Source organism: Mesorhizobium sp. WSM4313 (assembly GCF_002294725.1).
Lineage (GTDB): Bacteria > Pseudomonadota > Alphaproteobacteria > Rhizobiales > Rhizobiaceae > Mesorhizobium.
Genome location: NZ_NSFT01000026.1, coordinates 19,989 through 45,904 on the forward strand (window position 1 = coordinate 19,989; position 25,916 = coordinate 45,904).

Consider the following 25,916-nt stretch of genomic DNA (forward strand, 5'->3'; position numbering starts at 1 on the left):
GCCGGCACACCGGCCGGCGGGGAGGTCGGCAGGCAGGATCGGCGAGGTCACATCGCCATTTTTTCACATTCGGCCTGGGCCTTCTTGGTCGACGTGTCGACCATGTAGGCCTTGCCCTTGGCGTCGGTGATCATCATCATGCAATGCTTGATCGGCTTGGCCATCTTCATCATCTCGGCGCTCATCTTGGCGTCCGGCATCATGGTGCCCATGTGGCCGTCCGGCATGATCGCGGTGACCTGTCCGCCCTTCATCATCGTCATGGCGCCCATCGTGTCCTCGGCAAAGGCCTGCGAGGCGCAAAGACCGGCGAGGCCGGCAATGAGTGCGAACTTGATCGAGTGCATTTGAACAACTCCCATTGTTGAGGGGCATGGTCGCCCCTTTCAGGTTCGCGGATGCGTTTCGATTGGTTACGCCAACACGAATATGTGATCGGTTTTTGAGGGCCATCGCCAGTCGCGGCCTTCTCCCCCTGTGGGAGAAGGTGGATCGGCGCCCAGCGCCGAGACGGATGAGGGGTGTTCCAGTGAACACCAACGCCTCACTCCGCTGGAGCACCCCTCATCCGACCGAGCTTCGCTCGGCCACCTTCTCCCACAAGGGGAGAAGGAAAGCGGGGCGCATGACTCCGGCGCCGGGCTGTGCTATGCGCCGCGTTTCCTGTGCGGCCGGTGCTGAAATCGGCCGCAAATCGCTTATATTGGCGCCACCATGACCGTTTCGCTTGATCTTACCGCCGAGGGCGCACGTGATGCCTTGCGCCGCGCAGCACCGGCCGAGAAGCCGTCGCTGATCGGCCTGACCCGTGCCGAGCTCGGCGAGGCGCTTGTCGGCGCCGGCATCGTGCTGGAGCGCCAAGCAAAGATGCGCGCCCAGCAGCTCTGGCACTGGATGTATGTGCGCGGCGTCTCCGACTTCGCGCATATGTTCAACATCTCCAAGGACCTGCGCGCCGAGCTCGACAGGCATTTCACCGTCGCCCGGCCCGAGATCGTCGAGGAGCAGATCTCTGCCGACGGCACGCGCAAATGGCTGTTCCGCTTTCCGCCGCGCGGCGCCGGCCGTCCGGTCGAGATCGAGACCGTCTATATTCCCGAGGAAGGCCGCGGCACGCTCTGCATTTCGTCCCAGGTCGGCTGCACCCTGACCTGCTCCTTCTGCCACACCGGCACGCAGAAGCTGGTGCGCAACCTCACCGCCGAGGAGATCCTGGCGCAGCTGCTCACCGCGCGCGACCGCCTCGGCGATTTCCCCGACCGCGACACGCCGGACGGCGCCATTGTGCCGGCCGAGGGCCGCAAGGTATCCAACATCGTCATGATGGGCATGGGCGAGCCGCTCTATAATTTCGAGGCGGTGAAGAAGGCGCTGCTGATCGCCTCCGACGGCGACGGGCTGTCGCTGTCGAAGCGGCGGATCACGCTGTCGACCTCCGGCGTGGTGCCGGAAATCTTCCGCACTGGCGAGGAGATCGGCGTGATGTTGGCGATCTCGCTGCACGCCACCAATGACGACCTGCGCGACCTTTTGGTGCCGATCAACAAGAAGTTCCCGCTCAAGGAGCTGATCGCCGCCTGCAAGGCCTACCCGGGCCTCTCCAACGCCAAGCGCATCACCTTCGAATATGTGATGCTGAAGGACGTCAACGATTCCCTCGACGACGCCAAGGCGCTGGTCAAGCTGCTCAAAGGCATTCCGGCCAAGATCAACCTTATCCCGTTCAACCCGTGGCCGGGCACCAACTACCAGTGCTCGGACTGGGAAACGATCGAAAAGTTTGCCGACTATATAAACAATGCCGGCTATGCTTCGCCGATCCGCACCCCGCGCGGCCGCGATATCCTCGCCGCCTGCGGCCAGCTGAAGTCGGAGTCCGAGCGCATGCGCAAGGTCGACCGTCTGGCGCTCGAAGCCATGATGATCGCGGGACACGGCGAGGCGTGAGGCGCATCATCGCCTACCTCATTCGCTTCGCCGTCATCCTGATCGGCTATGTCGTCGGCTCGCTGGCGGCGAGCGCCTTCCTCAACATCCTGGTCCTGGCGCATCTGGGCTACACCCCGGCCGATCCGGAGCCGACGGCGACCGCCTCGCTCTATTTCTCGGTGCCTTTCGTGGCGCTGTTCGTCGCCTATTTCGCCTTCATGCCGGCGGCGGTCGTCATTTTGACCGCCGAAGTGCTCGGCCGGCGCGACTGGCTGTTCTACGCGCTGGGCGGCGCCGTCATCGCACTCGTTTTCCTCGGCTTCGTGCACAATGTGGGCGACGCCAATTTCGATGTCACCGAAACCAATGCCAGATTGGCGGTGATCGGCGCCGGCATGGTCGGCGGCATCTTCTACTGGCTCTCCGCCGGCCGCTGGGCCGGAAGCTGGCGGCGCGAGGCGCTGCCCGACCTGGAGCGGTAGGCTGCTCCCGGATCAACTGAGCCAAACTCCGGCTTGACCCCGGTTCGATGCTCCCGCATCACTGGACCATGCCGAAGATGCCGCAACCGGGCGCCAAGCCCCTCGTCACGCCCCTTGCAGCACAGGGATTGAGACCCGTCTTTGTCGACCGCTGGAGCGACAAGATCCGAATCCGCACGCTCAGGCCGGCGGATGTGACACCCGAGATCGCAGCTTGGCTAGCCGATCCCGCCGTCATGGAAGGATTGAACGCGCCGCAAAAAGCGATGGGCCTCGATGCCTTCCGGGCCTATGTCGCCAGCTTCGATAATCTGAAGCGCAATCTCATGACGATCCTCGGTCTGCCAGACGGCCAGCCGCTCGGCCTGGCGGTCATGGAGGTCGATCTCCGGCACCGGCTCGGCTCGTTGCACTTGATTATCGGCGATCCGGAGAACCGGGGTAGGAATGTTGCCTTTGAGGCATCTGCCGTTCTGCTCAGGCATTTCTTTCGCGAGCGAAAGCTCGAGAAGGTGACCTTTCAGCCGCTGGCGCGTAACGCCGCGGCTATCGCCGTGTGCGAACGTTTCGGATTGCGGCTGGAAGGCACGTTGCGGGCTCATCGCATAGATGGCCGGACCGGCAAGCGCCTCGACCAGATGCTCTACGCGCTGACATTGGAAGAATATGACGAACGCGTTCGCGCCTTGGAGGCGGCCGGCATAGTTCGACCCTTCGCCGGCCCTGGTCTCCCGACCCAAAAACTGCCCTAAAAACGGTACGCTACGCCGAATTTTACTGTATCGAGGGACGGTCGGAAGCTCGCGCCAGCCGTGCCGCCCGGCCCAGGTTCGATCTTGTCGAATGCGTAGTGGAGGTATTCCCCTTTCAAGGACCAGTTCGGCGCGAGTGCATACTCCGCGCCCAAGCCGATCACGCCGCCCACCTTCACGCCTGAAAAATCCGCAGTCGACCCGACTGGCGCAAAAATGGGACGGTCATAGGAAGTTGCCTGAAAATGCCCGGCAGCCACGCCGCCGGTGACATAGGCAAGGAGTTGGTCGGTCGGCGTGTAACCGGCTCTCAGCCTCGCCGTCGCGACCCAGTCGACGTCGTAAGTATAGGCTTCGCCCTTGCCGAGAAGGTCTAGGTGGCCGAATTTTGTGTCGTGCATGCCGACGAAATCGAAATCGCCGGCGACGCCGTAAACGAAGTCCCCGCTCTGCCAATCGTGCCCGGCATAGATGCCGCCGAGATAACCATCCTTTTGATGGCTGCCGTCGAAGTTTGTCGTGTCGGCATCGAAATCGACGGAGGAGTGGGCATAGCCGCCCTCCACGCCGACATAAGATCCCGACCAGTTATAGGTCGCCTCCTGCGCGCTGGCCTCGCAGACCAGCCCGATCACGGCAACGGATGCCAAGAGTAAGCTCTTCATTAGTCCCCCAATATGCCCTAGCGAATCTTCTAGGTGGGCAGAATCCTGGGGGCAAGAGCAGCAATGCAACAGCGCCGGCGAATTTTACGCGATGGCTAACGCCCTACTTCGCCTGCGCGGTCAGGATCTTGAGCGCGAAGGCCGAGAACACGCCGCCGAACAGATAGTCGACCACGCGCGTCACCCGCGGGCTCGCCTTCATCGCCGCCGAAAATTTCTCCGCCGCCAGCACCATCGGCGCCGTCACCGGGATCGACAGCACGATGAACATCACGCCGAGGAAGAACAGTTTTCCGGACGCGTTCGGATCGTGCGCGGAGACGAATTGCGGCAGGAAAGTCATGAAGAACAGGATGATCTTCGGGTTGAGCAGGTTGACGCCGAGCCCGGCCGCCCAGCTGCGGAACAGCGAAACCTGCGGTCCCGTCCTCTTCTCCGGCGAAAAGGCCGAGCCTTTCGTCACCGCTTGAAAAGCCAGGAACACCAGATAGCCGGCGCCAAAAATCTTCAAGACGAAAAAGGCCATCGGCGAAGCGACGATCAGCGCCGAGATGCCTACCACCACCAGCGTGGTGTGGATCAGTGTGCCGCAGAGCGCGCCGGCCATGGAGGCGAAGCCGGTGGCGCGGCCCTGGCTCAGCGTGCGCGACACGAACAGCGTCATGTCCGGCCCAGGCGTGATCGCCAGGATGATGGTGGCGATGGCGAACTGGATGAGCGTCGAAGTGTCGGGAATGAAGGACATGGAAGGCCCGGTTTCGTGATGGTTTGCGAGTTTATAACGCGGCTGCCCCAGTCGCGCCAGCCGCGGCGATTGGGTTCTCCTGCTCACCTTCGTCTCTTGCGCCGCCCGGAAAGGCCGTGATACCTCGCCCGCGAAGCTATTTTCCCGCGGAACCGCCAAAAATGCCCAAGACCAAGAACATCAAGAAAGTCGTGCTCGCCTATTCCGGCGGCCTCGACACCTCCATCATCCTGAAATGGCTGCAGACCGAGCTCGGCGCCGAAGTCGTCACCTTCACCGCCGATCTCGGCCAGGGTGGTGAGCTCGAGCCGGCGCGCCGCAAGGCCGAGATGATGGGCATCAAGGACATCCGCATCGTCGACGTGCGCGAGGAGTTCGTCGCCGACTTCGTCTTCCCGATGTTCCGCGCCAACGCCGTCTATGAAGGCACCTACCTGCTCGGCACCTCGATCGCCCGGCCGCTGATCTCCAAGCATCTGGTCGAGATCGCCAAGGAAACCGGCGCCGACGCCATTGCCCATGGCGCCACCGGCAAGGGCAACGACCAGGTCCGCTTCGAATTATCCGCCTATGCGCTGAATCCGGACATCAAGGTCATTGCGCCGTGGCGCGACTGGTCGTTCAAGTCGCGCACCGACCTTCTCAACTTCGCCGAGCAGCATCAGATCCCGGTGCCGAAGGACAAGCGCGGCGACGCCCCGTTCTCGGTCGACGCCAACCTCCTGCACTCCTCATCCGAGGGCAAGGTGCTGGAGGATCCGTGGAGCGAGCCGCCGGAATTCGTGCATCAGCGCACCGTCTCGCCGATGGATGCGCCCGATGTCGTCACCGAGATCGAGATCGAGTTCCTCAAGGGCGATCCTGTCGCGCTCAACGGCAAGAAGCTGTCGCCGGCCACAATGCTGGCGGCGCTCAACGACCTCGGCCGCGACAACGGCATCGGCCGCCTCGACCTGGTCGAGAACCGCTTCGTCGGCATGAAGTCGCGCGGCGTCTACGAGACGCCCGGCGGCACCATCCTGATCGCCGCCCACCGCGCGATCGAATCGATCACGCTCGACCGCGGCGCCGCGCACCTCAAGGACGAGTTCATGCCGCGCTACGCCGAGCTCATCTATAACGGCTTCTGGTTCTCGCCCGAGCGCGTGATGCTGCAGGCGATGATCGACAAGAGCCAGGAAGACGTCGAAGGCACGGTGCGGCTGAAGCTCTACAAGGGCAATATCATCGTCACCGGCCGCAAGTCGAAGAAGACACTCTACTCGGATGCGCTGGTCACCTTCGAGGACGACCGCGGCGCCTACGACCAGAAGGATGCCGAGGGTTTTATCCGGCTGAACGGACTTCGGCTGCGGACGCTCGCGGCAAGGAACCGTCGCTGAAATTGCGGATCTCCCCTACGGGTGAGATGTCCTGTGGGGCAGAGGAGCGTGCTGTCCCGTCAATCTGTCCTTCGTCATTCTAGGGCGGAGCAAGGAGCGAAGCGACGCGCGCAGACCCTAGAATCCACGCCGTGACGCCTGAGCGCCGCCACGGTGCAGAACGCTCACCAACCAATTCCGCGAAACAGCTCGAACCATTCCGGATTGCTCTTTTCGATCAGTTCAATCTTCCATCGCCGTGGCCAGCGTTTCAGTGACGTCTCACGCTGGATGGCATCAGCGATGTCGAAATATTCCTCGTACCAGACGAGACGCTGCACACCGTAACGGCTGGCGAAGCTGGAATCTTGGCCATTCTTGTGCTCGGGTATGCGGCGGGCAAGGTCATTGGTGACACCGATATAGATCGTGCCCCCTTTCTGGCTAGCAGTCATGTAGACATAGCCGGTCATCTGGCGATCCTAGCTGGCGCAGCCATCGGCGCCTATTCTGGACCGCAGCATTCTACGGCCAATGCCACGGCATGGATTCTAGGGTCTGCGCGCGTCGCTCCGCTCCTTGCTCCGCCCTAGAATGACGAAGCACAGGTCGCTCCGCGAGGTCCCAAGGCGCCCCGAGGGAAGTGATCCCCACTTTCCCGGCTTTCGCCAATCTCCACAAACAAAAAAGCCCGGCGCTTGGCCGAGCTTTTCCGTGGAATGACGACCTCAATCAGTCCGCGTCAATCGCTTCGGCGATGCGGGCGATGGCTTGCTGGTAGACGCTTGCCGAGTTCCAGCCCGCGATCGCGCCCATATTGGCCTCGTAGCTCGCGCCGGCCTGCCAGCCATGTGCCTTGAGATAGTTGGCGGTGGAAGCCAGCGCCGTGTTGCGGTCGCGCAGGTTTCCGCTGCCGACGCCATATTTCAGCACGTTTCCGGGCAGGAACTGGGTGTGGCCGATCTCGCCATGCATGGCGCCGACCGAGGAGGCGCTCAGCGCGCCGCGATCGACGAGCTTCAGCGCCGCGATGGCGTGCGGGGTGAAATAGTCCGGGCGGCGGCAGTCATAGGCGAGCGTCAGGATGGCCGACACCGTGTTCTGATTGCCCATCGAGGCGCCGAAGCCGGTTTCCATACCCCAGATGGCGAGCAGCACGCCCGGCGGCACGCCATAGGTCCGCTCGATATCGGCGAACATCGCCGCGTTGGCCTTCTTCAATGCGCGGCCTCTCGAGATGATCGCGGACGCCCCGCGGCGTTTCATGAAAGCCTCGACCGAACCGCTGAAAGCCTTGTGGATGGCGCGATCGGCCGAAATCGTCCTTGTCGCGTAGGTCGCCCCCTCCAGCGCCGAAAGCCCCCTTTGGCCGACGCCGTTGGCCTTGGCCTCGGCGGCAAAGTCCTGCTTCCAGGCGTCGAATCCGGCGCCGTTCTTGCCGCAGCTGGCCGCGGCTTCAGCGCCTGTCGCCAACCCCAGCATCGCCACCACCGCCGCGGCGACCGCGAAAATCCTTCTTTTGGCAAAGAATGCCATGTCCTTCTCCTGGTTGCCTTGAATCACGTCCCGGCTGCGAATTTGCCAGCGAAACGCCCGGTTGTCACCGTCCTCGCAGGGGGACATGACACCCGACGCTGGCGAAAGAAGGGCAATTGCCTGCGATCGGCCATCAGGTGTGGCGGGCCTGCCTCATGAAAGACATTGACGTCGTGGTCATTGGCGCCGGTCCGGCGGGACTTGCCGCGCTAAAAGCGCCTTGCGCCCGCTCACGCCCTTTTGACCGCAACCCCGAGAAATCATGGAACAATTCGTGAGCGGCCGAAAGGCGCTTTAGCCGGAACGCATAAGCCTTGGTTTCGTTTCCGACCGCGAGGGAGCGTGGAAAAACGGAGTGAAAACATGAAACGCGTACTGTTTCCGGCGCTTGCCGGCGCGCTGTTCGCCATGTCGGGCACGGCCTTGGCCGACACTGCCGTCTCGGCGGTGGCCGATCTCAATGTGCGCGCCGGCCCCGGCCCGCAATATCCCGTGATTGGCGTGCTGGCCGCCGGCCAGTCGGCAACGCTCACCGGCTGCATCGCGAACAGCAAATGGTGCACGATCGCCGAAGCGGGCGGCAATGGCTGGGTCTATTCCGACTATGTGACGGGCGATTTCGGCGGCAGCCGCGTCGTGCTGACACGCCGGCCGGCCAATGCCGGCATCGCCGTCGTGTCGCCGCCGACCGATAACATCTATACCACGGACAGCTACACCGGCGCCATCGTTCCCGGCGACGACGCCATCGAATCGATCGGCAGGCCGCCGGCCGAGGTCGGCACCTATGTCACCACGCACCGGGTCGATCCGGTCTATCTCGAGGGCGAGGTGGTGACCGGCGCCACGCTGCCCGACACGGTCGAGCTGCGCGAGATCCCCGATTACCGGTATCGCTATGTCTATGTGAACAACCAGCCGGCGCTGGTCGACCCCGGCACGCGGCGCATCGTCTATGTGATGCGCTGATCGGGCTTGATCGTCGTCAGACGAGCGGCCGCCGGCGATGGCGGCCGTTTCTTTTCCGTGCTGACGGCTCAGCCGGCTTGCCTGCGTTCAATGCACACGTTTGGGATTGGCCGAAGCGTCCGAACTTCGTCATCCAAGGGCGGAGCGGAAGCGAAGCGGACGCGTAGACCCGAGGATCCATTCCGTGACCCGGCCGAAGAGCGCAGCGGGGCAGAATTCTGCACTGTGGCAACGCTCGGAAGTAACGGAATGGATCCTCGGGTCTGCGCCGCGTCGCTTCGCTCCTTGCTCCGCCCGTGGATGACGACGAGATGGGCGTTCCAGCTAATCTCCTACCGTCGTGATCGCGCGTTAGTGTTCCGTGGTACGAATTTGATGTTCGTGCCGCCCTCAACGCGATCCAGTCAGTCCCGGCTAAAGCAAGGTAATCGCGCGGTAACCACCGACCTCCTACACAATACAGCCGAAAGCCTTCGGCAGGGGAGCCGCGTGACGATCGAAAATGCCGCCTTCGAGCGCTATCGCCGCTCGCCGAACGAAAAGACCACTTTGCTGCGGCTGTTCTTCGGCACGGCAATCGTCATTGCCTTCTGGATGGCGGCGACGGCTGTCGTGCTGTTTGCCGGCACCTATGTCTACATCGTCTGGCGCCTGCCCGGCCCCTCGACCGGGCAGTACATGCAGGACTTCCTGGCATCGCCCGTCGGCATCCTCAGCGCGCTGAGCTCCTTTGCCGGCATCTGGATCGGCCTGTGGGTGGCGATGCGATTGGTGCATGGCGAGCCGCTGTCGGCTCTCTTTGGCGTTACCCGCCGCATCGCTGGCGGCGATTTTTTGAAGGGCCTGGTCGCGGTGCTGATCACCTCGCTGTTCTCCGAGGTGCTGCTCTATTGGCTGCAGCCGGAGATCGCGCGCGGACCGATCACCCTGTCGTCCTGGCTGCTTTTCCTGGCGCCGATCGCGCTGCTCGCCTTCCTGCAGACCTCGTCGGAGGAAGTGCTGTTTCGCGGCTATCTGCTGCGCGCCCTCGCTCGTCGCTTCAGGAGTCCTCTGGTCTGGGCGGTGCTGCCGGGCCTGCTGTTCACGTCGCTGCACTGGAATACGGCCTCGACGCTGGCCATCAATGCCAGTGTCTTCATCTCGATCGGCACATTCGCCCTGCTGCTCACGCTCCTGGTCTATGTCACCGGCAATCTCGGCGCCGGCTTCGGCGCCCATCTCGGCAACAACTTGACCGGCTTCCTGCTGATCTCGCACCAGGAGGCCTACAATTCCTTCGCGCTGCTCAATGCCAAGCCTCTCGAAGGCCCCGGCTGGACCAATCTGGACGCCGTTCTCATCGCCGCGATCGGCGTCGTCAGCACGCTTCTGACGATGCTGCTGCTTTTGCACCGGCGCTCGCCGCTTAGAGTCGGGGCGACCCGGCAAAGTCCGCTATGACACACCCCAAATGGCGGCGTTTTGGCCGGGATTCCAGCATAGTTTCTTGACGCATGTCGTTGCCGCAAAACCGCTGCGCACTTTTGCGCGACATGCGTTGGCCTTGACTCAGCGGCCGATTTCCTGTCTAGAGCCGCTGAATTCCGCGACGAGTTTTCTTTCGCGAAAGCCGACCAGGACGCCGAAACCTCTTTGAGGCGGGTGCTGTAAAGAGATCCTGGAGGCCAACACCCGGCAGCGCGATGCGTCCCCGGGTGCTTTTTGGCTTTGCGCTTTTGCTTGGCGACCCGGCGCGAACGCACTACCTCTCGGTCAACCCCACCGAGATCAAGGACCGCAGATGTTTGAATCCCTCCAGGAGCGTCTTGGCTCCATCCTGAACGGCCTGACCGGCCGCGGCGCGCTCTCCGAGGCGGATGTCTCGGCGGCTTTGCGCGAGGTGCGCCGTGCGCTGCTCGAGGCCGACGTCGCGCTGGAAGTGGTTCGCTCCTTCACCGACAAGGTGCGCGAGAAGGCGGTCGGCGCCGCCGTGCTGAAGTCGATCAAGCCCGGACAGATGGTCGTCAAGATCGTCCATGACGAGCTGGTCGAGATGCTCGGCGCCGAGGGCGTAGCCGTCGACCTCAACGCGCCGGCGCCCGTGGTCGTCATGATGGTCGGCCTGCAGGGTTCCGGCAAGACGACGACCTCGGCCAAGATCGCCAAGCGGCTGACCGAGCGGCAGAACAAGAAGGTCCTGATGGCCTCGCTCGACACGCGGCGGCCCGCCGCGCAGGAGCAGCTGCGCCAACTCGGCGAGCAGACCAAGGTCGCGACGCTGCCGATCATCGCCGGCCAGAGCCCGGTCGATATCGCCAAGCGCGCTGTGCAGGCCGCCAGGCTCGGCGGCCATGACGTCGTCATCCTCGACACCGCCGGCCGCACCCATATCGACGAGCCGCTGATGGTCGAGATGGCCGACATCAAGAAGGTGTCGAGCCCGCACGAGATCCTGCTGGTCGCCGACTCGCTCACCGGCCAGGACGCCGTCAATCTGGCGAAAAGCTTCGACGAGCGCGTCGGCATCACCGGCCTGGTGCTGACCCGCATGGACGGTGACGGCCGCGGCGGCGCGGCGCTGTCGATGCGCGCCGTCACCGGCAAGCCGATCAAGCTCATCGGCACCGGCGAAAAGATGGACGGGCTGGAGGAATTCCACCCCAAGCGCATCGCCGACCGCATCCTCGGCATGGGCGACATTGTCTCGCTCGTCGAGAAGGCCGCCGAAACCATCGACGCCGAGCAGGCGGCGGCGATGGCGAAAAAGATGCAGTCGGGCAAGTTCGACCTGAACGATCTCGCCCAGCAGCTTCAGCAGATGTCGAAAATGGGCGGCATGGGCGGCATCATGGGCATGATGCCCGGCATGGGCAAGATGAAGGACCAGCTGGCCGCCGCCGGCCTCGACGACAAGATGTTCGGCCGCCAGCTCGCCATTATCTCCTCGATGACCAAGGCCGAGCGCGCCAACCCCGATATCCTCAAGCACTCGCGCAAGAAGCGCATCGCCGCCGGTTCCGGCACCGACGCGGCCGAGATCAACAAGCTCTTGAAGATGCATCGCGGCATGGCCGACATGATGAAGGCGATGGGCGGCAAGGGCAAAGGCGGCGGCCTCATGCGCGGCATGATGGGCGGCCTCGCCTCGAAAATGGGGCTGGGCGGCATGATGCCCGGCGGCGGCATGCCCGACCTATCAAACATGGATCCCAAGCAGCTCGAAGCCCTGCAGAAGCAGGCGCAGGCCGCCGGCCTCGGCAAGGGCCTCCCCGGCGGGCTTCCCGGTGGCGGCGGACTGCCGGGCCTGCCTGGCGGCATGAAGCTTCCGGGTCTGCCGGGCCTGGGCGGCGGCGGGCTGCCCGGTTTGGGCAAGAAGAAGTGAAGGGGCGATGAACGAGGAGAAAGACATGGCCGATGCACGCGCCATCCTGGCCGGCTACCGCGCTTCGATCGACAATATCGACGCCGCCCTCATCCATATGCTGGCAGAACGCTTCCGCTGCACCAAGGCGGTCGGCGTTCTGAAGGCCGAGCATGGCCTGCCGCCCGCCGACCCCGCGCGCGAGCAGCAGCAGATCGCCCGTCTTCGCCAGCTGGCGAAGGATGCGCATCTCGACCCGGATTTCGCGGAGAAATTCCTCAACTTCGTCGTCCGCGAAGTGATCCGGCACCACGAACAGATCGCCGCTGCCAACGGCGTGACGAAAACCGGCTGAACCCAGCCGAAAACTCATCAACGAAATCAGAGCTTTTAGGAGACAAAGAAATGGCACTGAAGATCAGACTGGCCCGTGCGGGCTCGAAGAAGCGTCCTTACTACCACGTCGTTGTCGCCGACGCCCGTTCGCCGCGCGACGGCCGTTTCATCGAGTCGCTCGGCTCGTGGAACCCGCTGCTGCCGAAGGACGGCGAGCGCGTCAAGGTCGACGCCGACCGCGTCAAGCACTGGCTGTCGCATGGCGCCCAGCCGACCGACCGCGTGCTGCGCTTCCTCGACGAGGCCGGTATTGCCAAGCGCGAGGCCCGCTCGAACCCGAACAAGGCTCTGCCCGGCAAGAAGGCGCAGGAACGCGCTGCCTTGCTGAAGAAGGCCCAGGAAGACGCCGCTGCGGCGGCTGCGGCGGCGAGCGCCGCACCGGCCGAGGTTGAAGCGGCCAGCGCCGAGTAATCACGGTTCTTCGTCGCTTATGAAAACGGCGGGTATCGGCCCGCCGTTTTTCTTTGTTCGATTTTCGGTCCGATACCTCAATAGCCGGACGGGCAGCGCGCCACATAGACACGCCCGTAACGGTCGCGATAGCGGCACTGGCCGGCTTCGCTGGCATGGCCGATCAGCGCGCCGGCCACTGCGCCGACCGCGCCGCCCACGACCGCGCCCTGCACAGGGTCGCCCGCCACTGCGGCACCGACCGCCGCACCGCCCAGGCCACCGATCGCAGCGCCCTTTTCCGTTTGCGAGCAGGCGCCAAGGGCCACCGTCAGCACCAGGATGGTAATTGCTTTCTTCATTGCTGTTCCTCTCTCAAGCGCCGTCCTCGCCGCCATGCCCTAAACTCACAAACAGCTAAATTGATCCCGGCAATGATGAAGATTGGCCGGCTAGGCCCCGGCCGGATCTGCAGCACTGAACGCCAACTCGTTGAAACTTCATGGTTTTCAGCGCTCCGCGAGGCGCTTCAGATTGCCGAGCCCGGCCTCGAAATCCTTGCCGATCAGCGTGTCGAAATTCATGAACAGGCCCATCAGCTTGGCGATGAAGGGCCTTGCCCCGCGCATCGCCCAGGTGACGGTCGTGCCTTCGCCGGACGGCGAAAGCGTGAAGTCGACACTGTTGTTGGCCCTGAACGGCTTTTCGAAGTCGAGCTTGAGCGACACCAGCGATGACGGCACCGAATTCGTGATCTCCATGCGGCCCTTGCCGGCCTTGGAGTTGCCTTCCCAGGCATAGGCCGCGCCCTTGCCGCTTTCGGCGCCGGACAGCGTGCGCCTCATGCCGGGGTCGAGTTTTTCGAAGGGCGACCATTCGGGCCAGCGCCGGAAATCGTTGATCAGCGGGAAGATCGTCTCGGCCGGCGCCTTGATGCTGGCCGAACGCGTGACGACGAAATCGTTCGGCCGGGTCGCGGCATAGGTCAGCACCGCGGCGACGATGACGACCAGGATGATGAGGATGGTGGCAAACATTTCTTTTGCTCCTCTATCGCGAGAACGGGATCAGCGCGCGCACCCTTTGGTCGCGCAGGTAGAGCCCGCCCCACAGGATTATGCCGAGATAGACGCCGAACAAGGTGTGCGAGAACAGCGGGTTGCCGATCCGCACATGCGTCGAAATCGCGCCGCCCATATAGGCGGTGAGCAGGATGGCGCCGAACACCGAGGTGCGCGGGATGGCGTAGAGCGCAGTCGAGATCAGCCCGATAACCCCGAGCAGGCGCGCGACATTGGCGTCGGCCGGCCAGCCAAGCTGCACCATCGTTTGCGTGACGATGTCGAGCGGCGACAGCTTGATGACGCCATCGAAAATCATGAACAGGACGACGACGGCGCTAAGCACGCGCCCGGTCCACAAGGCGCCGTTCGAGACAGGCGCGGCGTCGGAAATGCTCACGGATGTTCCCTCCTGTTGATTCAAGGGCTGGCTTTCTGCCAGCTTCGAACCAAGGACGGAGAACCACGCGGCGATCCTACGGGTCGCGTGCGCTTTTTTCAAAAGCGTGGTTCAGTGAATGGAACAGAGGAGGCAAGATGACCGGCGAGACCGACCTGGGCAGGCTGTTGGCTTCGATGACGCCGCAACTGCTCGCCGGAACCTACGTCTTCGCTACGCTGGCGCCGGACGCGGCCATGCCGGATGGGCTCGATCCCGTCATGCAATTCCGCGAGCACGAAGGTTTGACCCTGATCGTCGCGGAAGACGCAGCGAAAGCAGCCGGCCTTGCCGGCACGTTCCGCAGCCGGATGATCACGCTCGACATCCACTCCTCGCTGGAAGCCGTCGGCTTCCTCGCCGCCATCACCACGCGGCTCGCGGCGGCAGGCATGGGCGTCAATCCGGTGTCGGCCTTCTATCACGACCATCTGTTCGTGCCGGCGGAGCGGGCGGAGGAAGCGCTGGCGATATTGCGCGGCCTGGCGGTGGAAAGCGGCAGCTTGGCTCAGCGACCGCGCACGTAAAGAATATCCGGCAGCCCTTCCTCATTGGTCGAGCCGTCGCCGAAGGCTTCGGCGCGAAAACCGTGGCGTTCGTAGAAGCGGCGCGCGCCGGTATTGGCCTGAAAGCAATAAAGCTTGATCAGAGACATGCCGCCGGTGGCTTGAGCAAGCAGCCGGGTGCCGATGCCTTGTCCAGTCCAGGCCGGATCAAGATAGAGCTGGTCGATCCATTCGCCGCCGATGGCGATGAAGCCGACGATGCGGCCGCCAGCATCGGCGACCGTCACCTGCTGATTGGGCAGCAGGATGTCGCGGATGAAGAACAGGTCCTCCTCAGGCGTGTGCAGCAACGGCATCCAGCTGAGGGTATCGAGCGAGGCGCGCATCGTGATTGCGATGGCGGGGGCGTCGGAAGCGATGGCCGGACGCAGGAGGATATCTGAGGGTTCTGGACCGATCATGAGGGCGTAGCGCGGTTCCCCTTCTCCCCTTGTGGGAGAAGGTGGATCGGCGCGACAGCGCCGAGACGGATGAGGGGTGTTCCAGCGGAGTGAGACGTCAGCGTTCCCTGGAACACCCCTCATCCGTCGCCTTCGGCGACACCTTCTCCCACAAGGGGAGAAGGAAGAAGCGCCACGGCCGGAGGCCGAGCCTGCGACGGCAGGCCGCCGGCTTTCCGGCGCGCCCGCGCAGGGCCAGCCGCGCAGCGGCGATACGGCCCGTGAGTGAAAACCAAACGGCCGAAGGCCGAGCCTGCGACCGCAGGCCGCCGGTCGTCCGGCGCGCCCGCGCAGGGCCAGCCGCGGCAGCGGCGGTGCGGCCCGTGAGCGAAAACAAACTGCCGTCAGGCCGCCTTCTTCTTCGGCTGGATCAGGCCGCGCTCGACCAGGAGCTCGGCGATCTGGACGGCGTTCAACGCCGCACCCTTGCGCAGATTGTCGGAGACCACCCACATCGACAGGCCGTTATCGACGGTCGAATCCTCGCGGATGCGCGAGATGAAGGTGGCGTCCTCGCCGGCCGATTCCAGCGGCGTGATATAGCCGCCGTTCTCGCGCTTATCCAGCACTTGGCATCCGGGCGCCTCGCGCAGGATCTCGCGCGCCTCATCCGCCGTGATCGGCTTCTCGAACTCGATGTTGACCGCTTCCGAATGGCCGATGAACACCGGCACGCGCACGCAGGTCGCCGTCAGCTTGATCTTGGGGTCGAGCATCTTCTTGGTCTCGGCCACCATCTTCCACTCTTCCTTGGTGAAACCATCGTCGAGGAAGACATCGATATGCGGGATGACGTTGAAGGCGATGCGCTTGGTGAACTTCTTGACGTCGACCTGGTCGGCGACGAACACCGCGCGGGTTTGCGTGAACAGCTCGTCCATGCCTTCCTTGCCGGCGCCCGACACCGACTGGTAGGTGGCGACGACGACCCGCTTGATGGTGGCGACGTCATGCAGCGGCTTCAGCGCCACGACCAGCTGCGCCGTCGAGCAGTTCGGATTGGCAATGATGTTCTTGCGCGTGAACAGCGAGATCGCGTCCGGGTTCACTTCCGGCACGATCAGCGGCACGTCCTGATCGTAACGGAAGGCGGACGAATTATCGATGACGACGCAGCCCTGCTTGCCGATCTTCGGCGACCATTCCTTCGACACATTGCCGCCGGCCGACATCACGCAGATGTCGGTGTCGGAAAAATCGTACTGATCAAGCGCCTTGACCTTCAGCGTGCGGTCGCCGAAGGACACTTCGGTGCCCTGGCTGCGCCGCGACGCCAGCGCCACCACTTCGCTCACCGGGAAGCCGCGCTCGTCGAGAATGTTGAGCATTTCGCGGCCCACATTGCCCGTGGCGCCGACTACCGCAACCTTGAAACTCATCTGGTATCTCCTGTCCCTCTCCGCTTGGTTGTTGGAGAAAACCCGCCGGCCTCATGCGGGTTTCGCCCCCCGGGCCGTACCCGGGAGAGGGTGGTTAGGCCAAGGGAATCACACCGTTTTGGTGGTGGTTTTGGCCGTAGTTTTGCTGGAACGGACGGACGCGTCTAAGCGCCCAGCCCAATGCGTTACATTGTGGCTGGGGGAGTCGAATGCAAGAAGAGCCATCGAAAGGCCGCGCATCGGAAAACCATCCCGTTCGACGCGGGCTTTTACGCAGTTTGGCAAAAGAGTCAATTGGCGTAGCGCCTCTCCTTCTCCCCTTGTGGGAGAAGGTGGATCGGCGCGCAGCGCCGAGACGGATGAGGGGTGTTCCAGCGGAGTGAGGCGTTGGCTTTCCCTGGAGCACCCCTCATCCGGCCGCTTCGCGGCCACCTTCTCCCACAAGGGGAGAAGGGAAAGGCGCTGCGCACTGCTCTGTACAATGAGGGCCGCAGGAAGTACGAACGCCCAAACTCCCTTGGCTGACGCAGTGCCGGCCTTGTGCTCCAATGGCGAGCGCAGAACCCCGAATTCCGAAAGAAGAAAATGTCCAGTTTCGAAACGATTGTTCCTGCGCTGGCTCAGGCGCTGGAAAAGCGCGGTTATTCGGCGCTGACGCCGGTGCAGAAGGCGGTGCTTGGGCCGGAGCTCGGCGAAGCCGACGCGCTGGTGTCGGCGCAGACCGGGTCCGGCAAGACCGTCGCCTTCGGCCTTGCCGTGGCGCCGACCCTGCTTGGCGGCGCCGAGCGCTTCGGCGACGCCGGAGCGCCGTTGGGCCTGGTCGTGGCGCCGACGCGCGAGCTGGCGCTGCAGGTGCGGCGCGAGCTGGAATGGCTTTACGAGCTGACCGGCGCTGAGATCGCCTCCTGCGTCGGCGGCATGGACATGCGCACCGAGCGGCGCGCGCTGGAGCGCGGCGCTCACATCGTCGTCGGCACGCCGGGCCGGCTGCGCGACCACATCACGCGCGGCGCGCTCGGCATGTCGGCGCTGAAAGCGGTGGTGCTCGACGAGGCCGACGAGATGCTCGACCTCGGCTTCCGCGAGGATCTCGAATTCATCCTCGATGCGGCGCCCGCCGGGCGCCGCACGCTGATGTTTTCCGCCACCGTGCCGCGCTCCATCGCCACGCTGGCGAAGAGTTACCAGCGCGACGCCGTGCGCATCTCGGCCGGCGGCGGGGAAAAGCAGCATCTCGATATCGAGTACCGGGCGCTTTCGGTCGCGCCCGCCGATCGCGAGAACGCCATCATCAACGTGCTGCGCTATTACGAGGCGGGCAATGCGATGGTGTTCTGCAACACCCGCGCCGCCGTCAACCATCTCACAGCGCGTTTCAACAACCGCAATTTTGCGGTGGTGGCGCTCTCCGGCGAGCTCAGCCAGAACGAGCGCAGCCACGCCCTGCAGGCAATGCGCGACGGCCGCGCCAAAGTCTGCATCGCCACGGACGTCGCCGCGCGCGGCATCGACCTGCCCAATCTCGATCTCGTCATCCACGCCGACCTGCCGAGCAATCCGGAGACGCTGCTGCATCGCAGCGGCCGCACCGGACGCGCCGGCCGTAAGGGCGTCAGCGCGCTGATCGTGCCGGGCAATGCGCGCCGGCGCACCGAGCGGCTGCTCGCCAATGCCGGCCTGACCGCGGCCTGGGCGAGCCCTCCCTCAGCCGACGAGGTGCTGCGGCGCGACGACGAGCGCATCCTGGCCGATCCTTCCTTCGGCGAGCCGGTGAAGGACGAGGAGCGCGACTTCGCCGCGGCGCTCCTGGAACGGCACGGCGCCGAGCTGGTGGCCGCCGCCTTCGTGCGGCTTTGCCGTGCAAGCCGCTCGGCGCCTGAGGACCTGATCGATGTCGCGCCCTTCGCGCCATCAAAGGAGAAGTTCGCACGCCGGGAAGAGACATCCGGCCGCGGGGAAGAAACATCGGGCCGCCGCGACGATTTCGGCGATAGCGTCTGGTTCTCGCTCTCGGTTGGCCGCCGGCAGAATGCCGAGCCGCGTTGGCTGATCCCGATGCTGTGCCGCACCGCCGGCATGTCCAAGCGCGAGATCGGCGCCATCAAGATGCAGCCGGAGGAAACCTTCGTGCAGATCGCCGCAGACTGGGCCGACCGGTTCGTCGCCGCGATCGGGCCCGACCGCAAGCTGCAAGGCAGTATCGCGGTCAGGCGGATCGACGGCACGCCGGACCTGTCGCGCGCCGGCTACCAGCCGCCAAGGCCGGAGAAGAAGCCGCATCGCGGCAAGCGGTCTTTCGACCAGGGTGCGCCCGGATTCGAGAAGCGGGCGCTAGGCGAGCGTCAGCCTGCCGCGGCGCCGGGGTCAAAATCCTGGGCGAAGAAGCCGGCAAAGGCGAAGTTCGACAAGCCAAAGTTCGAGGGGCCGAAACCCGACCAGCCGGCAAAGCGCAAGAAGCAGAAGAAGCGGCCAGCGTAGGATCGCGACGGAAGGCAGGCCCGCGGCGAGCGCCGGCGTTCTTTTCAGCGGCAAATCGCAACCTCCGAGATTGGCCGAAGCATCCGAACTTCGGTCATCCACGGGCGGAGCGGAGCGAAGCGGACGCGTAGACCCGAGGATCTATTCCGTGACCTCGCGCCAAGAATAGGGACGACGCAGAACAGGGAGCCGTTCTGCAACGCTCATAGGTCACGGAATGGATTCCATGGTCTGCGCCGCGTCGCTTCGCTCCTTGCTCCGCCATAGAATGACGAAGGCGTGGTGTGCGCAATGTCGACCCTCGCCCAGCGAATGTCGACGGTCATACGATCACCCCAGGAACTTGGCGATGATGGCGTCGCCCATCTCGGTGGTGCCGACTTCCTTCATGCCCGGGGAAAGAATGTCCTTGGTGCGCAGGCCGTCGTCGAGCACGGCGGCGATCGACACTTCGAGCTTGTCGGCCTCGGCGACCATGCCGAAGGAATAGCGCAGGCACATGGCGAAGGACGCGATCATGGCGATCGGGTTGGCGATGCCTTTGCCGGCGATGTCGGGCGCCGAGCCGTGCACCGGCTCGTAGAGCGCCTTGCGCTTCTTGGTCTTGGCATCCGGCGCGCCGAGCGAGGCCGACGGCAGCATTCCGATCGAGCCGGTGAGCATGGCGGCAATGTCGGAGAGCATATCGCCGAACAGATTGTCGGTGACGATGACGTCGAACTGCTTCGGCCAGCGCACCAGCTGCATGCCGCCGGCATCGGCCAGCATATGGTCGAGCTTGACGTCGGAATAGCGCGCCTTGTGGGTCTGCGAGACGACCTCGTTCCACAAAACGCCCGACTTCATGACGTTGCGCTTTTCCATGGATGTCACATGGTTGCGACGGGTCCGCGCGAGCTCGAAGGCGACGCCCGAAATGCGCTCGATCTCGAACGTGTCGTAGACCTGGGTGTCGATGCCGCGCTTCTGGCCGTTGCCGAGATCGATGATCTGCTTCGGCTCGCCGAAATAGACGCCGCCGGTCAGCTCGCGCACGATAAGGATATCCAGGCCCTCGACCACCTCCTGCTTGAGCGAGGAGGAAGCGGCCAAAGCCGGGTAGCAGATCGCCGGTCTGAGATTGGCGAACAGCTCCATGTCCTTGCGCAGGCGCAGCAGTCCGGCCTCGGGGCGCACCTCGTAAGGCACGGCATCCCATTTCGGCCCGCCGACGGCGCCGAACAGCACGGCATCCGCCGCCATCGCCTTGGCCATGTCGGCGTCGGAGATCGCCGCGCCATGCGCGTCGTAAGCGCAGCCGCCGACCAGCCCCTCGTCAGTGGCAAAGCCGCTGCCCAGCCTGTCGTTCATGGCTTTGATCAGCTTCTTCACCTCGGCCATGGCCTCTGGGCCGATGCCGTCGCCGGCGAGCAGGAAGAGATTTTTCGAAGCCATGGAGAACCGTCCCAATAGTATCTGGAGAAACGCGGCCTTGCTAAACGCCAAGTGATTGCGGCGCAAGGGGATGTCTCGAAGCTTGGTTTCCTCGCCCCAGCCAGAGGCGGGGGAGAGGTGTCCGCGAAGCGGACGGGAGGGGGCCTTCGTAGGGCGCTCCCCTCTCCGTCTCGGCTTCGCCGAGCCACCTCTCCCCACTTCGTGGGGCGAGGAACCCCAGCTACCGATGCACCAAAATATTCACCAGCCTGCCGAACGGATCGCGCACATAGAAGCGCCGCACGCCCCAGGGCTCGTCAGCCGGGCCATATTCGACAGCGAAGCCGGCGGTCTTCATGGCCTCGAGCGCCGCGTCCACATCGTCGACTTCGACCGACAGGTCCGGCACCGGCGTGCCGGATCCGCCTTGCGCCATGAAGCTCACCTGCGCCTGCATCCGTTCCTCGGACCCGTAGGTGGCGATCCAACCCATATCCATGAGCAGATCAAGCCCGAGCACGTCCTGGTAAAAGCGCTTGGCCGCGGCAATGTCGGATGTGGCGATGTTGGCGACGATGCGCTCGACTTTCACCATAGGCTGACCCCTGCTTTGCGCGCTTCCCAGTGCCGGCAGCCTATGCCGTGCGCCTCAGCGCCGTCACCTCGATCTCGATCTTCATCTCCGGCTTGTTGAGCTGGCACACGATCATCGTCGCCGCCGGGCGGATGTCGCCGAACGCCTCGCCGAGGATCGGGAAGACCACGTCAACATAGGTCTGGTCGGTGATGTAGTAATGCGCGCGCACCACGTCGGCCATGTCGAACCCGCCTTCGGCGAGCGCCTTGGCGATGGTGGCAAGGCAATTGCGCGTCTGCGCCTCGACCGTGTCGGGCATGGTCATGGTGGCATAGTCATAGCCGGTCGTGCCGGAGACGAAGCACCAGTCGCCCTGCACCACCGCGCGCGAATAGCCGGCGGTTTTCTCGAAGGGCGAACCGGTGGAGATGAGCTTGCGCATGGGAGCCTCGCGTTGGTTTAGGTCGGCGTGCATCTAGCAAAACAGGCTCGGCTGGTCGTGGGCCAAGCAATGCGGAGTATTGTCACGACGTGAGCGCAATCCTTGGAGATTAGCCTGAGCCTTCCTCAGGCCGTCATTCCAGGGCGGAGCAAGGAGCGAAGCGACGCGCGCAGACCCTGGAATCCATGCCGTTACGCCGAAGCGCTGGCAACCGTGCAGAATTCTGGACCCTCGCGCTCTCCGGCAGCGGTCACGGCATGGATCCTCGGGTCTGCGCTCCGCTTCGCGTCGCTCCGCCCGTGGATGACGAAGCCGCGCTGAACCGAATCCCTAGTTCCCCTGCGCGTCGTCATACGCCTTCTTGATGTCCTCCGGCCAATCCTTCATCGACGGCCAGGCCTGCGGCTCGCCATTGTCGCCGCGGCGGGCGAAATAGACTTTCTGCTTGGCCGGGTCGACGGCCATGAAGCCGTCATTGCCGCCGCAGTCATGCGGCACGCAGCCGGTGGCGTAGAAGGCGCCGGACGCCGTCTTTTCGGTGCCGCCGCCGACCAGAAGGCTGGTCGCCATGTCGGGCATGTCGTTGCCCAGCAACGCCTGTCCGGCCTTGTAGACGGCCTCGTTGTGGAAGGCGTCGATGATGTTGTCCAATTTCGACGGGTCGACATCCTTCCAGCCGGTGCCGGGCTCCGGCGTGTAGGTCAGGGTGCCGGAGGTCGTCAGCCCTTCCGTGGGCGACCATTGCAGCGCTGGCTTGGACTCGCCCGGCAGCAGATAGGGCACGAAATAGATGGCGCTGTCGGAGACTGCTGCCGGCGGCGCGCCGCATTCGTCCTGCTCGACCGTGGTGGTCTGGATCTCGCCGTCCTTCGGCTTCCAGACGATGACCTTGGCCGGCCCGCACTGGTTGCCGCCGTCGCCGACATCGACCAGCGCCACGTTGACGTCGCCGATCTTGACGATCCTGTCGAAGAAGACGTCGTAATTGCTGGCCAACTGCTTGCCGTCATAGGCAAGCACCCTTTCGCTGTCCTGCTCGGGCTGCGTGATGGTGAGCTGCCCGCCCTCGAAGGGGATCGGCGCCTGCTTGTCGTCATCCGACGCGGCCTGGTCGTTGCCCTGGTCGGCCGCGCCTTGATCGGCAGCCGGCTGGTCGGACGCGGCGGGCGCCGGCTGCGTGGCCGGCGCGGTGGTTTGCGCATTGGCGCCGATCGTGGCGAGAAGGATTGCCACCGAAGCAGCCAGAAGCGAGCGTGTCATGACTGTCCCTCCATTCAGCCGTCACGAACCCGGCCTGCGAAGGCCGGAGCCTATTGTTTTAAAGCCATGTCGCCCAGAGACTGTTTCGAAATTCGCTCTGACGAGTCATATGGTGGTGGTTTCGAGAACCGTAGCGCAGCGGACATTTGGTCCGTGAGCAACGGAAGCGTAGAAACCGCCATCAGATGGCCGCCGGAGTAGAATTTCCAAACGGTCTCTCAGGCCCAGGGGCGCTGCTCGGCATTCTTCTTCTCGAAGGACGCGATGGCGCCGGCCTTCTCCATGGTCAGCCCAATGTCGTCGAGGCCGTTCAAAAGGCAGTGGCGCTTGAAGTCGTCGAGGTCGAATTTGACCACGCCGCCATCCGGCCCGCGGATTTCCTTCGCCTCGAGGTCGATCGACAGCGTCGCGTTGGAGCCGCGCGAAGCGTCGTCCATCAGCTTGTCGAGGTCTTCCGGGCTGACCGTGATCGGCAGGATGCCGTTCTTGAAGCAGTTGTTGTAGAAGATGTCGGCGAACGAGGTCGAGATCACGCAGCGTATGCCGAAATCGATCAGCGCCCAAGGCGCATGCTCGCGGCTCGAGCCGCAGCCGAAATTGTCGCCGGCGACCAGGATCTGCGCCTTGCGGTAGGCCGGCTTGTTGAGCACGAAATCCGGGTTCTCCGAGCCGTCCTCATTGTAGCGCATCTCGGCGAACAGCCCGGTGCCGAGCCCGGTGCGCTTGATCGTCTTCAGATAATCCTTCGGAATGATCATGTCGGTGTCGACATTGACGATCGGCATGGGCGCGGCGACGCCGGTGAGCTTGGTGAATTTATCCATGGTCCTTGCCCGTCTTTCCTTGGTGGCAGGCGCACGGTTTACACAAAGCGCCGGGCAAATGAAAGTCAGGTATTGGCAGTTGGGTTCGGGCCATTGAACACAAGATCGGGACCAGTGGCTTTCAAAACGCGGATGGCTGAGGCAATTTGGCGGGGATGGTTAAGCCCAGCGAAATCCTGTACGCCAGCGAGCCCGCTCTCGACGTCGCCGAATTCCGCCGTGTGCTGGTCGAATCCGGTCTCGGTGAAACACGGCCCGTCGACGATGAAGCGCGCCTGAAGACAATGCTCGGCAATGCCAATCTGGTGCTGACAGCGCGGCTCGACATCAAGGGCAAGCCGCTGATCGGCGTCGCGCGCGGCGTCACCGATTTTTCGTGGGTCTGCTACATCTCCGAGCTCGCCGTATCCGCCTCGGCGCAAGGGCTCGGCGTCGGCAGGGGCCTGATGGACGAGGCGCAGCGGCAGCTCGGGCCTTCGGTCGCCATCAGCCTGATCTCGATGCCCAATGCCGTCGGCTTCTACGAGCGCATCGGCATGACGCGCATGACCGACGCCTTCTGGTTCTCCCGCAAGCGCTGACCTGAACCGCCACCGATATCGGAGCTGACTCCTGCCTGGAACCGGCAAGCCAGATCGACCCCCACTCCGTCGAGCTTCGCTCGACACCTCTCCCCCGATCGACGGGGGAGAGGAAGGACGCGAACTTCATTCAGCCTGGCTCCCTTCCTCTCCCTCCGGAGGGGGGACAGGTGGCGCTGCGAAGCAGCGACGGAGTGGGGGAAGGCGCTGCTCAAAATCGAAGCCGCCTCAAGACATGCACAATCCGGGAAGCAAGAAAACTCAGGCAAGCAGCAATCAGGCTGCAGAATATTTTCGCTAGCGCTTGACATGCAACCAAATGGTTGCATATTAAAGCCATGAGCATGGATGCTGTGTTTCGCGCTTTGGCCGACCCGACCCGCCGGCAATTGCTGGACAGCCTCCATGCCCGGAACGGGCAGACGCTGAACGCGCTGTGCGAGCACATGGAGATGACGCGCCAGGCGGTGACCAAGCACCTGGCGATCCTCGAGGAGGCGAACCTCGTCACCACCATGCGCCGAGGCCGCGAGAAGGAGCACTACCTCAACCCCGTTCCGATCAACGAGATCGCTGAGCGCTGGATCGGCAAGTTCGAGCGGGGGCGGCTTGCCGCTCTCAGCGACCTGAAGCAACGCCTTGAAAGGGAAGAGCCGTGAGCGAGAACAGTTTTGTCTATGTCACCTACATCCGCACCACGCCTGAAAAACTCTGGCAGGCGCTGACTGACCCGGAATTCAACCGGCGGTTCTTCCTCAGCTCCTACCAGGAGAGCGACTGGAAGGTCGGCTCGAGCTGGAAGCTGGTCTTCCCCGACGGCCGCATCGCCGATTCCGGCGAGATCCTCGAGATCGACCCGCCGCGGCGTCTGGTGATCAAATGGCGCAACGAATGGATGCCCGAGGTGAAGGAGGACGGCTACACGCGCTGCACTTTCACCATCGAGCCCGACGGCGAATTGATGAAGCTCGCCGTCACCCACGAGGCCGACGGCCCGCACAGGCTGATTCCGAACGTCTCCAAAGGCTGGCCGCTGGTGCTGGCCAGCCTCAAGAGCCTGCTCGAAACCGGCAAGGGTTTCGAGCGCCCGCCGTCAAAGGGATAAGGATTCGTTTCGGATACGAGACGATTCGCGCCGGAGGTGTATGCGATGCTGCAACTATCCTTGCCGCAAGCCATGGCGAATGCGGACACGGTCATGGCCTCGGCCGAGCTTCCCGCCTCGCCGGACGAGGTTGGCGCGGCGCTGATAACTAGAGAGGTCGAGCGCTGGTGGGGTTCGCCCGAAACTTACCGCATGACCGGCTGGAACGCCGATCTGCGCGTCGGCGGAAGCTGGCGTGTCACGGTGCGAACCGCCGACGGCAGGCGCCTGCCCGCCGGCGGAGAGTTTCTCGAGATCGAAATGCCGCGCCGGATCGTGCAGACGCGGCGCTACGACTGGGACCATCCGGCGCTCGGCCGGCGCGAAACGACCCTCGCCTATCTGCTGGAGCCGATCGCCGGCGGCACGCGGCTCACCATCTGCCATGGCGGCTTCGCAGGTTTCCCGGACGCCGCGGCGGAACATGCCGAAGGCTGGGCGCGGGTGCTTGGATGGCTGCAGGGATATTTCGGCGGCGCGGCCTTCCCTTCTCCCTTGTGGGAGAAGGTGTCGCCGAAGGCGACGGATGAGGGGTGCTCCAGGGAAAACCAGCGTCTCACTCCGCTGGAACACCCCTCATCCGTCTCGGCGCTGCGCGCCGATCCACCTTCTCCCACAAGGGGCCTGTTGCGTAATTGGCTGGTTGTGATTCTCTGAGAGGAAGCTCGGAGGGAATCGCGATGGCTGTGAAGCAGACGGGACAGTTGAGCCTGGCGGAGGCGTTTCTAGGCGACAAGCTTGCGGGCG

The 25,916-nt window shown here is 64.0% G+C and carries 30 protein-coding genes; 15 read left to right on the forward strand and 15 right to left on the reverse strand.

Features of this window, described 5'->3' with window-relative positions; genetic code table 11:
* Positions 1–47: 47 nt before the first annotated feature.
* The gene (locus tag CK219_RS29320) at positions 48–347 is read right to left on the reverse strand and encodes a hypothetical protein (protein WP_095770001.1); all 300 of its coding nucleotides are present in this window, start codon (positions 345–347) and stop codon (positions 48–50) included.
* Between the two features lie 367 nt (positions 348–714).
* On the opposite strand from CK219_RS29320, the gene rlmN reads away from it, so the two are divergent.
* From rlmN to CK219_RS29335, 3 genes are all read left to right on the forward strand, one after another.
* A complete protein-coding gene (gene rlmN / locus CK219_RS29325) occupies positions 715–1,947 on the forward strand; it encodes a 23S rRNA (adenine(2503)-C(2))-methyltransferase RlmN (protein WP_095770002.1) in 1,233 nt (410 codons plus the stop codon).
* Complete coding sequence (locus tag CK219_RS29330) at positions 1,944–2,411, forward strand: hypothetical protein (RefSeq protein WP_095770003.1); 468 nt, start codon at positions 1,944–1,946, stop codon at positions 2,409–2,411. The genes rlmN and CK219_RS29330 overlap by 4 nt, the downstream gene beginning before the upstream one ends.
* Before the next feature lie 68 nt (positions 2,412–2,479).
* A complete protein-coding gene (locus CK219_RS29335) occupies positions 2,480–3,163 on the forward strand; it encodes a GNAT family protein (protein ID WP_176477190.1) in 684 nt (227 codons plus the stop codon).
* On the opposite strand, the gene CK219_RS29340 is transcribed toward CK219_RS29335, so the two are convergent.
* Positions 3,160–3,813, reverse strand: coding sequence for an outer membrane protein (locus CK219_RS29340; protein ID WP_176477191.1), 654 nt, complete (start codon positions 3,811–3,813; stop codon positions 3,160–3,162). The genes CK219_RS29335 and CK219_RS29340 overlap by 4 nt on opposite strands.
* 118 nt (positions 3,814–3,931) lie before the next feature.
* The gene (locus tag CK219_RS29345) at positions 3,932–4,573 is read right to left on the reverse strand and encodes a LysE family translocator (protein WP_095770006.1); all 642 of its coding nucleotides are present in this window, start codon (positions 4,571–4,573) and stop codon (positions 3,932–3,934) included.
* 161 nt (positions 4,574–4,734) lie between these two features.
* On the opposite strand from CK219_RS29345, the gene CK219_RS29350 reads away from it, so the two are divergent.
* Complete coding sequence (locus CK219_RS29350; protein ID WP_095770007.1) at positions 4,735–5,955, forward strand: argininosuccinate synthase; 1,221 nt, start codon at positions 4,735–4,737, stop codon at positions 5,953–5,955.
* A gap of 164 nt (positions 5,956–6,119) precedes the next feature.
* Here CK219_RS29350 and CK219_RS29355 read toward each other — a convergent pair whose 3' ends face one another.
* Positions 6,120–6,407 carry a GIY-YIG nuclease family protein gene (locus tag CK219_RS29355; RefSeq protein ID WP_095770008.1) on the reverse strand — a complete coding sequence of 96 codons (288 nt, stop codon included), beginning with the start codon at positions 6,405–6,407 and terminating at the stop codon, positions 6,120–6,122.
* A 259-nt stretch (positions 6,408–6,666) separates the two neighbouring features.
* Positions 6,667–7,470, reverse strand: coding sequence for a lytic transglycosylase domain-containing protein (locus CK219_RS29360; protein WP_095770031.1), 804 nt, complete (start codon positions 7,468–7,470; stop codon positions 6,667–6,669).
* 363 nt (positions 7,471–7,833) lie between these two features.
* Between CK219_RS29360 and CK219_RS29365 the strand changes: the two genes are divergently transcribed.
* From CK219_RS29365 to rpsP, 5 genes are all read left to right on the forward strand, one after another.
* The gene (locus CK219_RS29365) at positions 7,834–8,439 is read left to right on the forward strand and encodes a DUF1236 domain-containing protein (protein WP_095770009.1); all 606 of its coding nucleotides are present in this window, start codon (positions 7,834–7,836) and stop codon (positions 8,437–8,439) included.
* A 489-nt stretch (positions 8,440–8,928) separates the two neighbouring features.
* The gene (locus CK219_RS29370; RefSeq protein WP_095770010.1) at positions 8,929–9,879 is read left to right on the forward strand and encodes a type II CAAX endopeptidase family protein; all 951 of its coding nucleotides are present in this window, start codon (positions 8,929–8,931) and stop codon (positions 9,877–9,879) included.
* A gap of 340 nt (positions 9,880–10,219) precedes the next feature.
* A complete protein-coding gene (gene ffh, locus CK219_RS29375; protein ID WP_095770011.1) occupies positions 10,220–11,800 on the forward strand; it encodes a signal recognition particle protein in 1,581 nt (526 codons plus the stop codon).
* A 7-nt stretch (positions 11,801–11,807) separates the two neighbouring features.
* Positions 11,808–12,134 (forward strand): chorismate mutase, encoded by a 327-nt coding sequence (locus CK219_RS29380; protein ID WP_095770012.1) that lies wholly within the window; start codon positions 11,808–11,810, stop codon positions 12,132–12,134.
* Positions 12,135–12,184: 50 nt separating this feature from the next.
* Positions 12,185–12,586, forward strand: coding sequence for a 30S ribosomal protein S16 (gene rpsP, locus CK219_RS29385; protein WP_095770013.1), 402 nt, complete (start codon positions 12,185–12,187; stop codon positions 12,584–12,586).
* 77 nt (positions 12,587–12,663) lie between these two features.
* Here the strand turns inward: rpsP and CK219_RS29390 are convergent, their stop codons facing one another.
* From CK219_RS29390 to CK219_RS29400, 3 genes are all read right to left on the reverse strand, one after another.
* Entirely contained in the window at positions 12,664–12,927 is a 264-nt protein-coding gene (locus CK219_RS29390; protein WP_095770014.1) for a YMGG-like glycine zipper-containing protein, read from the reverse strand.
* A gap of 147 nt (positions 12,928–13,074) precedes the next feature.
* Entirely contained in the window at positions 13,075–13,602 is a 528-nt protein-coding gene (locus tag CK219_RS29395) for an SRPBCC family protein (protein WP_095770015.1), read from the reverse strand.
* A gap of 13 nt (positions 13,603–13,615) precedes the next feature.
* Positions 13,616–14,026, reverse strand: a complete 411-nt coding sequence (locus CK219_RS29400) for a DoxX family protein (RefSeq protein WP_095770016.1) — start codon at positions 14,024–14,026, stop codon at positions 13,616–13,618.
* Positions 14,027–14,163: 137 nt separating this feature from the next.
* Here CK219_RS29400 and CK219_RS29405 point away from each other — a divergent pair, with 137 nt between their 5' ends.
* Complete coding sequence (locus CK219_RS29405; protein ID WP_095770017.1) at positions 14,164–14,592, forward strand: ACT domain-containing protein; 429 nt, start codon at positions 14,164–14,166, stop codon at positions 14,590–14,592.
* Here CK219_RS29405 and CK219_RS29410 read toward each other — a convergent pair.
* Together CK219_RS29410 and CK219_RS29415 are read right to left on the reverse strand one after the other, a co-directional pair.
* Complete coding sequence (locus CK219_RS29410) at positions 14,574–15,032, reverse strand: GNAT family N-acetyltransferase (RefSeq protein WP_095770018.1); 459 nt, start codon at positions 15,030–15,032, stop codon at positions 14,574–14,576. The two genes, CK219_RS29405 and CK219_RS29410, sit on opposite strands and share 19 nt — an antisense overlap.
* Positions 15,033–15,415: 383 nt before the next feature.
* Complete coding sequence (locus CK219_RS29415) at positions 15,416–16,450, reverse strand: aspartate-semialdehyde dehydrogenase (protein ID WP_095770019.1); 1,035 nt, start codon at positions 16,448–16,450, stop codon at positions 15,416–15,418.
* Positions 16,451–17,035: 585 nt separating this feature from the next.
* On the opposite strand from CK219_RS29415, the gene CK219_RS29420 reads away from it, so the two are divergent.
* On the forward strand, positions 17,036–18,928 hold the full coding sequence (locus CK219_RS29420) for a DEAD/DEAH box helicase (RefSeq protein WP_095770020.1): 1,893 nt from the start codon (positions 17,036–17,038) through the stop codon (positions 18,926–18,928).
* 330 nt (positions 18,929–19,258) lie between these two features.
* Here the strand turns inward: CK219_RS29420 and leuB are convergent, their stop codons facing one another.
* The 5 genes from leuB to leuD all read right to left on the reverse strand — a co-directional run bounded on the left by leuB (position 19,259) and on the right by leuD (position 23,444).
* A complete protein-coding gene (gene leuB, locus CK219_RS29425; protein ID WP_095770021.1) occupies positions 19,259–20,362 on the reverse strand; it encodes a 3-isopropylmalate dehydrogenase in 1,104 nt (367 codons plus the stop codon).
* Positions 20,363–20,582: 220 nt separating this feature from the next.
* Positions 20,583–20,933, reverse strand: coding sequence for a VOC family protein (locus CK219_RS29430; protein WP_095770032.1), 351 nt, complete (start codon positions 20,931–20,933; stop codon positions 20,583–20,585).
* 43 nt (positions 20,934–20,976) lie between these two features.
* Positions 20,977–21,360: a RidA family protein gene (locus CK219_RS29435; protein ID WP_095770033.1), complete on the reverse strand. Its 384-nt coding sequence runs from the start codon at positions 21,358–21,360 to the stop codon at positions 20,977–20,979.
* 330 nt (positions 21,361–21,690) lie between these two features.
* The gene (locus CK219_RS29440; RefSeq protein ID WP_095770022.1) at positions 21,691–22,620 is read right to left on the reverse strand and encodes a hypothetical protein; all 930 of its coding nucleotides are present in this window, start codon (positions 22,618–22,620) and stop codon (positions 21,691–21,693) included.
* Positions 22,621–22,838: 218 nt separating this feature from the next.
* Positions 22,839–23,444 (reverse strand): 3-isopropylmalate dehydratase small subunit, encoded by a 606-nt coding sequence (gene leuD / locus CK219_RS29445; RefSeq protein ID WP_095770023.1) that lies wholly within the window; start codon positions 23,442–23,444, stop codon positions 22,839–22,841.
* Between the two features lie 155 nt (positions 23,445–23,599).
* Between leuD and CK219_RS29450 the strand changes: the two genes are divergently transcribed.
* The 4 genes from CK219_RS29450 to CK219_RS29465 all read left to right on the forward strand — a co-directional run bounded on the left by CK219_RS29450 (position 23,600) and on the right by CK219_RS29465 (position 25,826).
* Entirely contained in the window at positions 23,600–24,025 is a 426-nt protein-coding gene (locus CK219_RS29450; protein WP_095770024.1) for a GNAT family N-acetyltransferase, read from the forward strand.
* Between the two features lie 338 nt (positions 24,026–24,363).
* A complete protein-coding gene (locus CK219_RS29455; RefSeq protein WP_095770025.1) occupies positions 24,364–24,684 on the forward strand; it encodes a metalloregulator ArsR/SmtB family transcription factor in 321 nt (106 codons plus the stop codon).
* Entirely contained in the window at positions 24,681–25,130 is a 450-nt protein-coding gene (locus CK219_RS29460; protein ID WP_095770026.1) for an SRPBCC family protein, read from the forward strand. Before CK219_RS29455 ends, CK219_RS29460 begins: the two co-directional genes overlap by 4 nt.
* Positions 25,131–25,175: 45 nt before the next feature.
* A complete protein-coding gene (locus CK219_RS29465; RefSeq protein WP_095770034.1) occupies positions 25,176–25,826 on the forward strand; it encodes an SRPBCC domain-containing protein in 651 nt (216 codons plus the stop codon).
* The last annotated feature ends 90 nt before the right edge of the window (positions 25,827–25,916 follow it).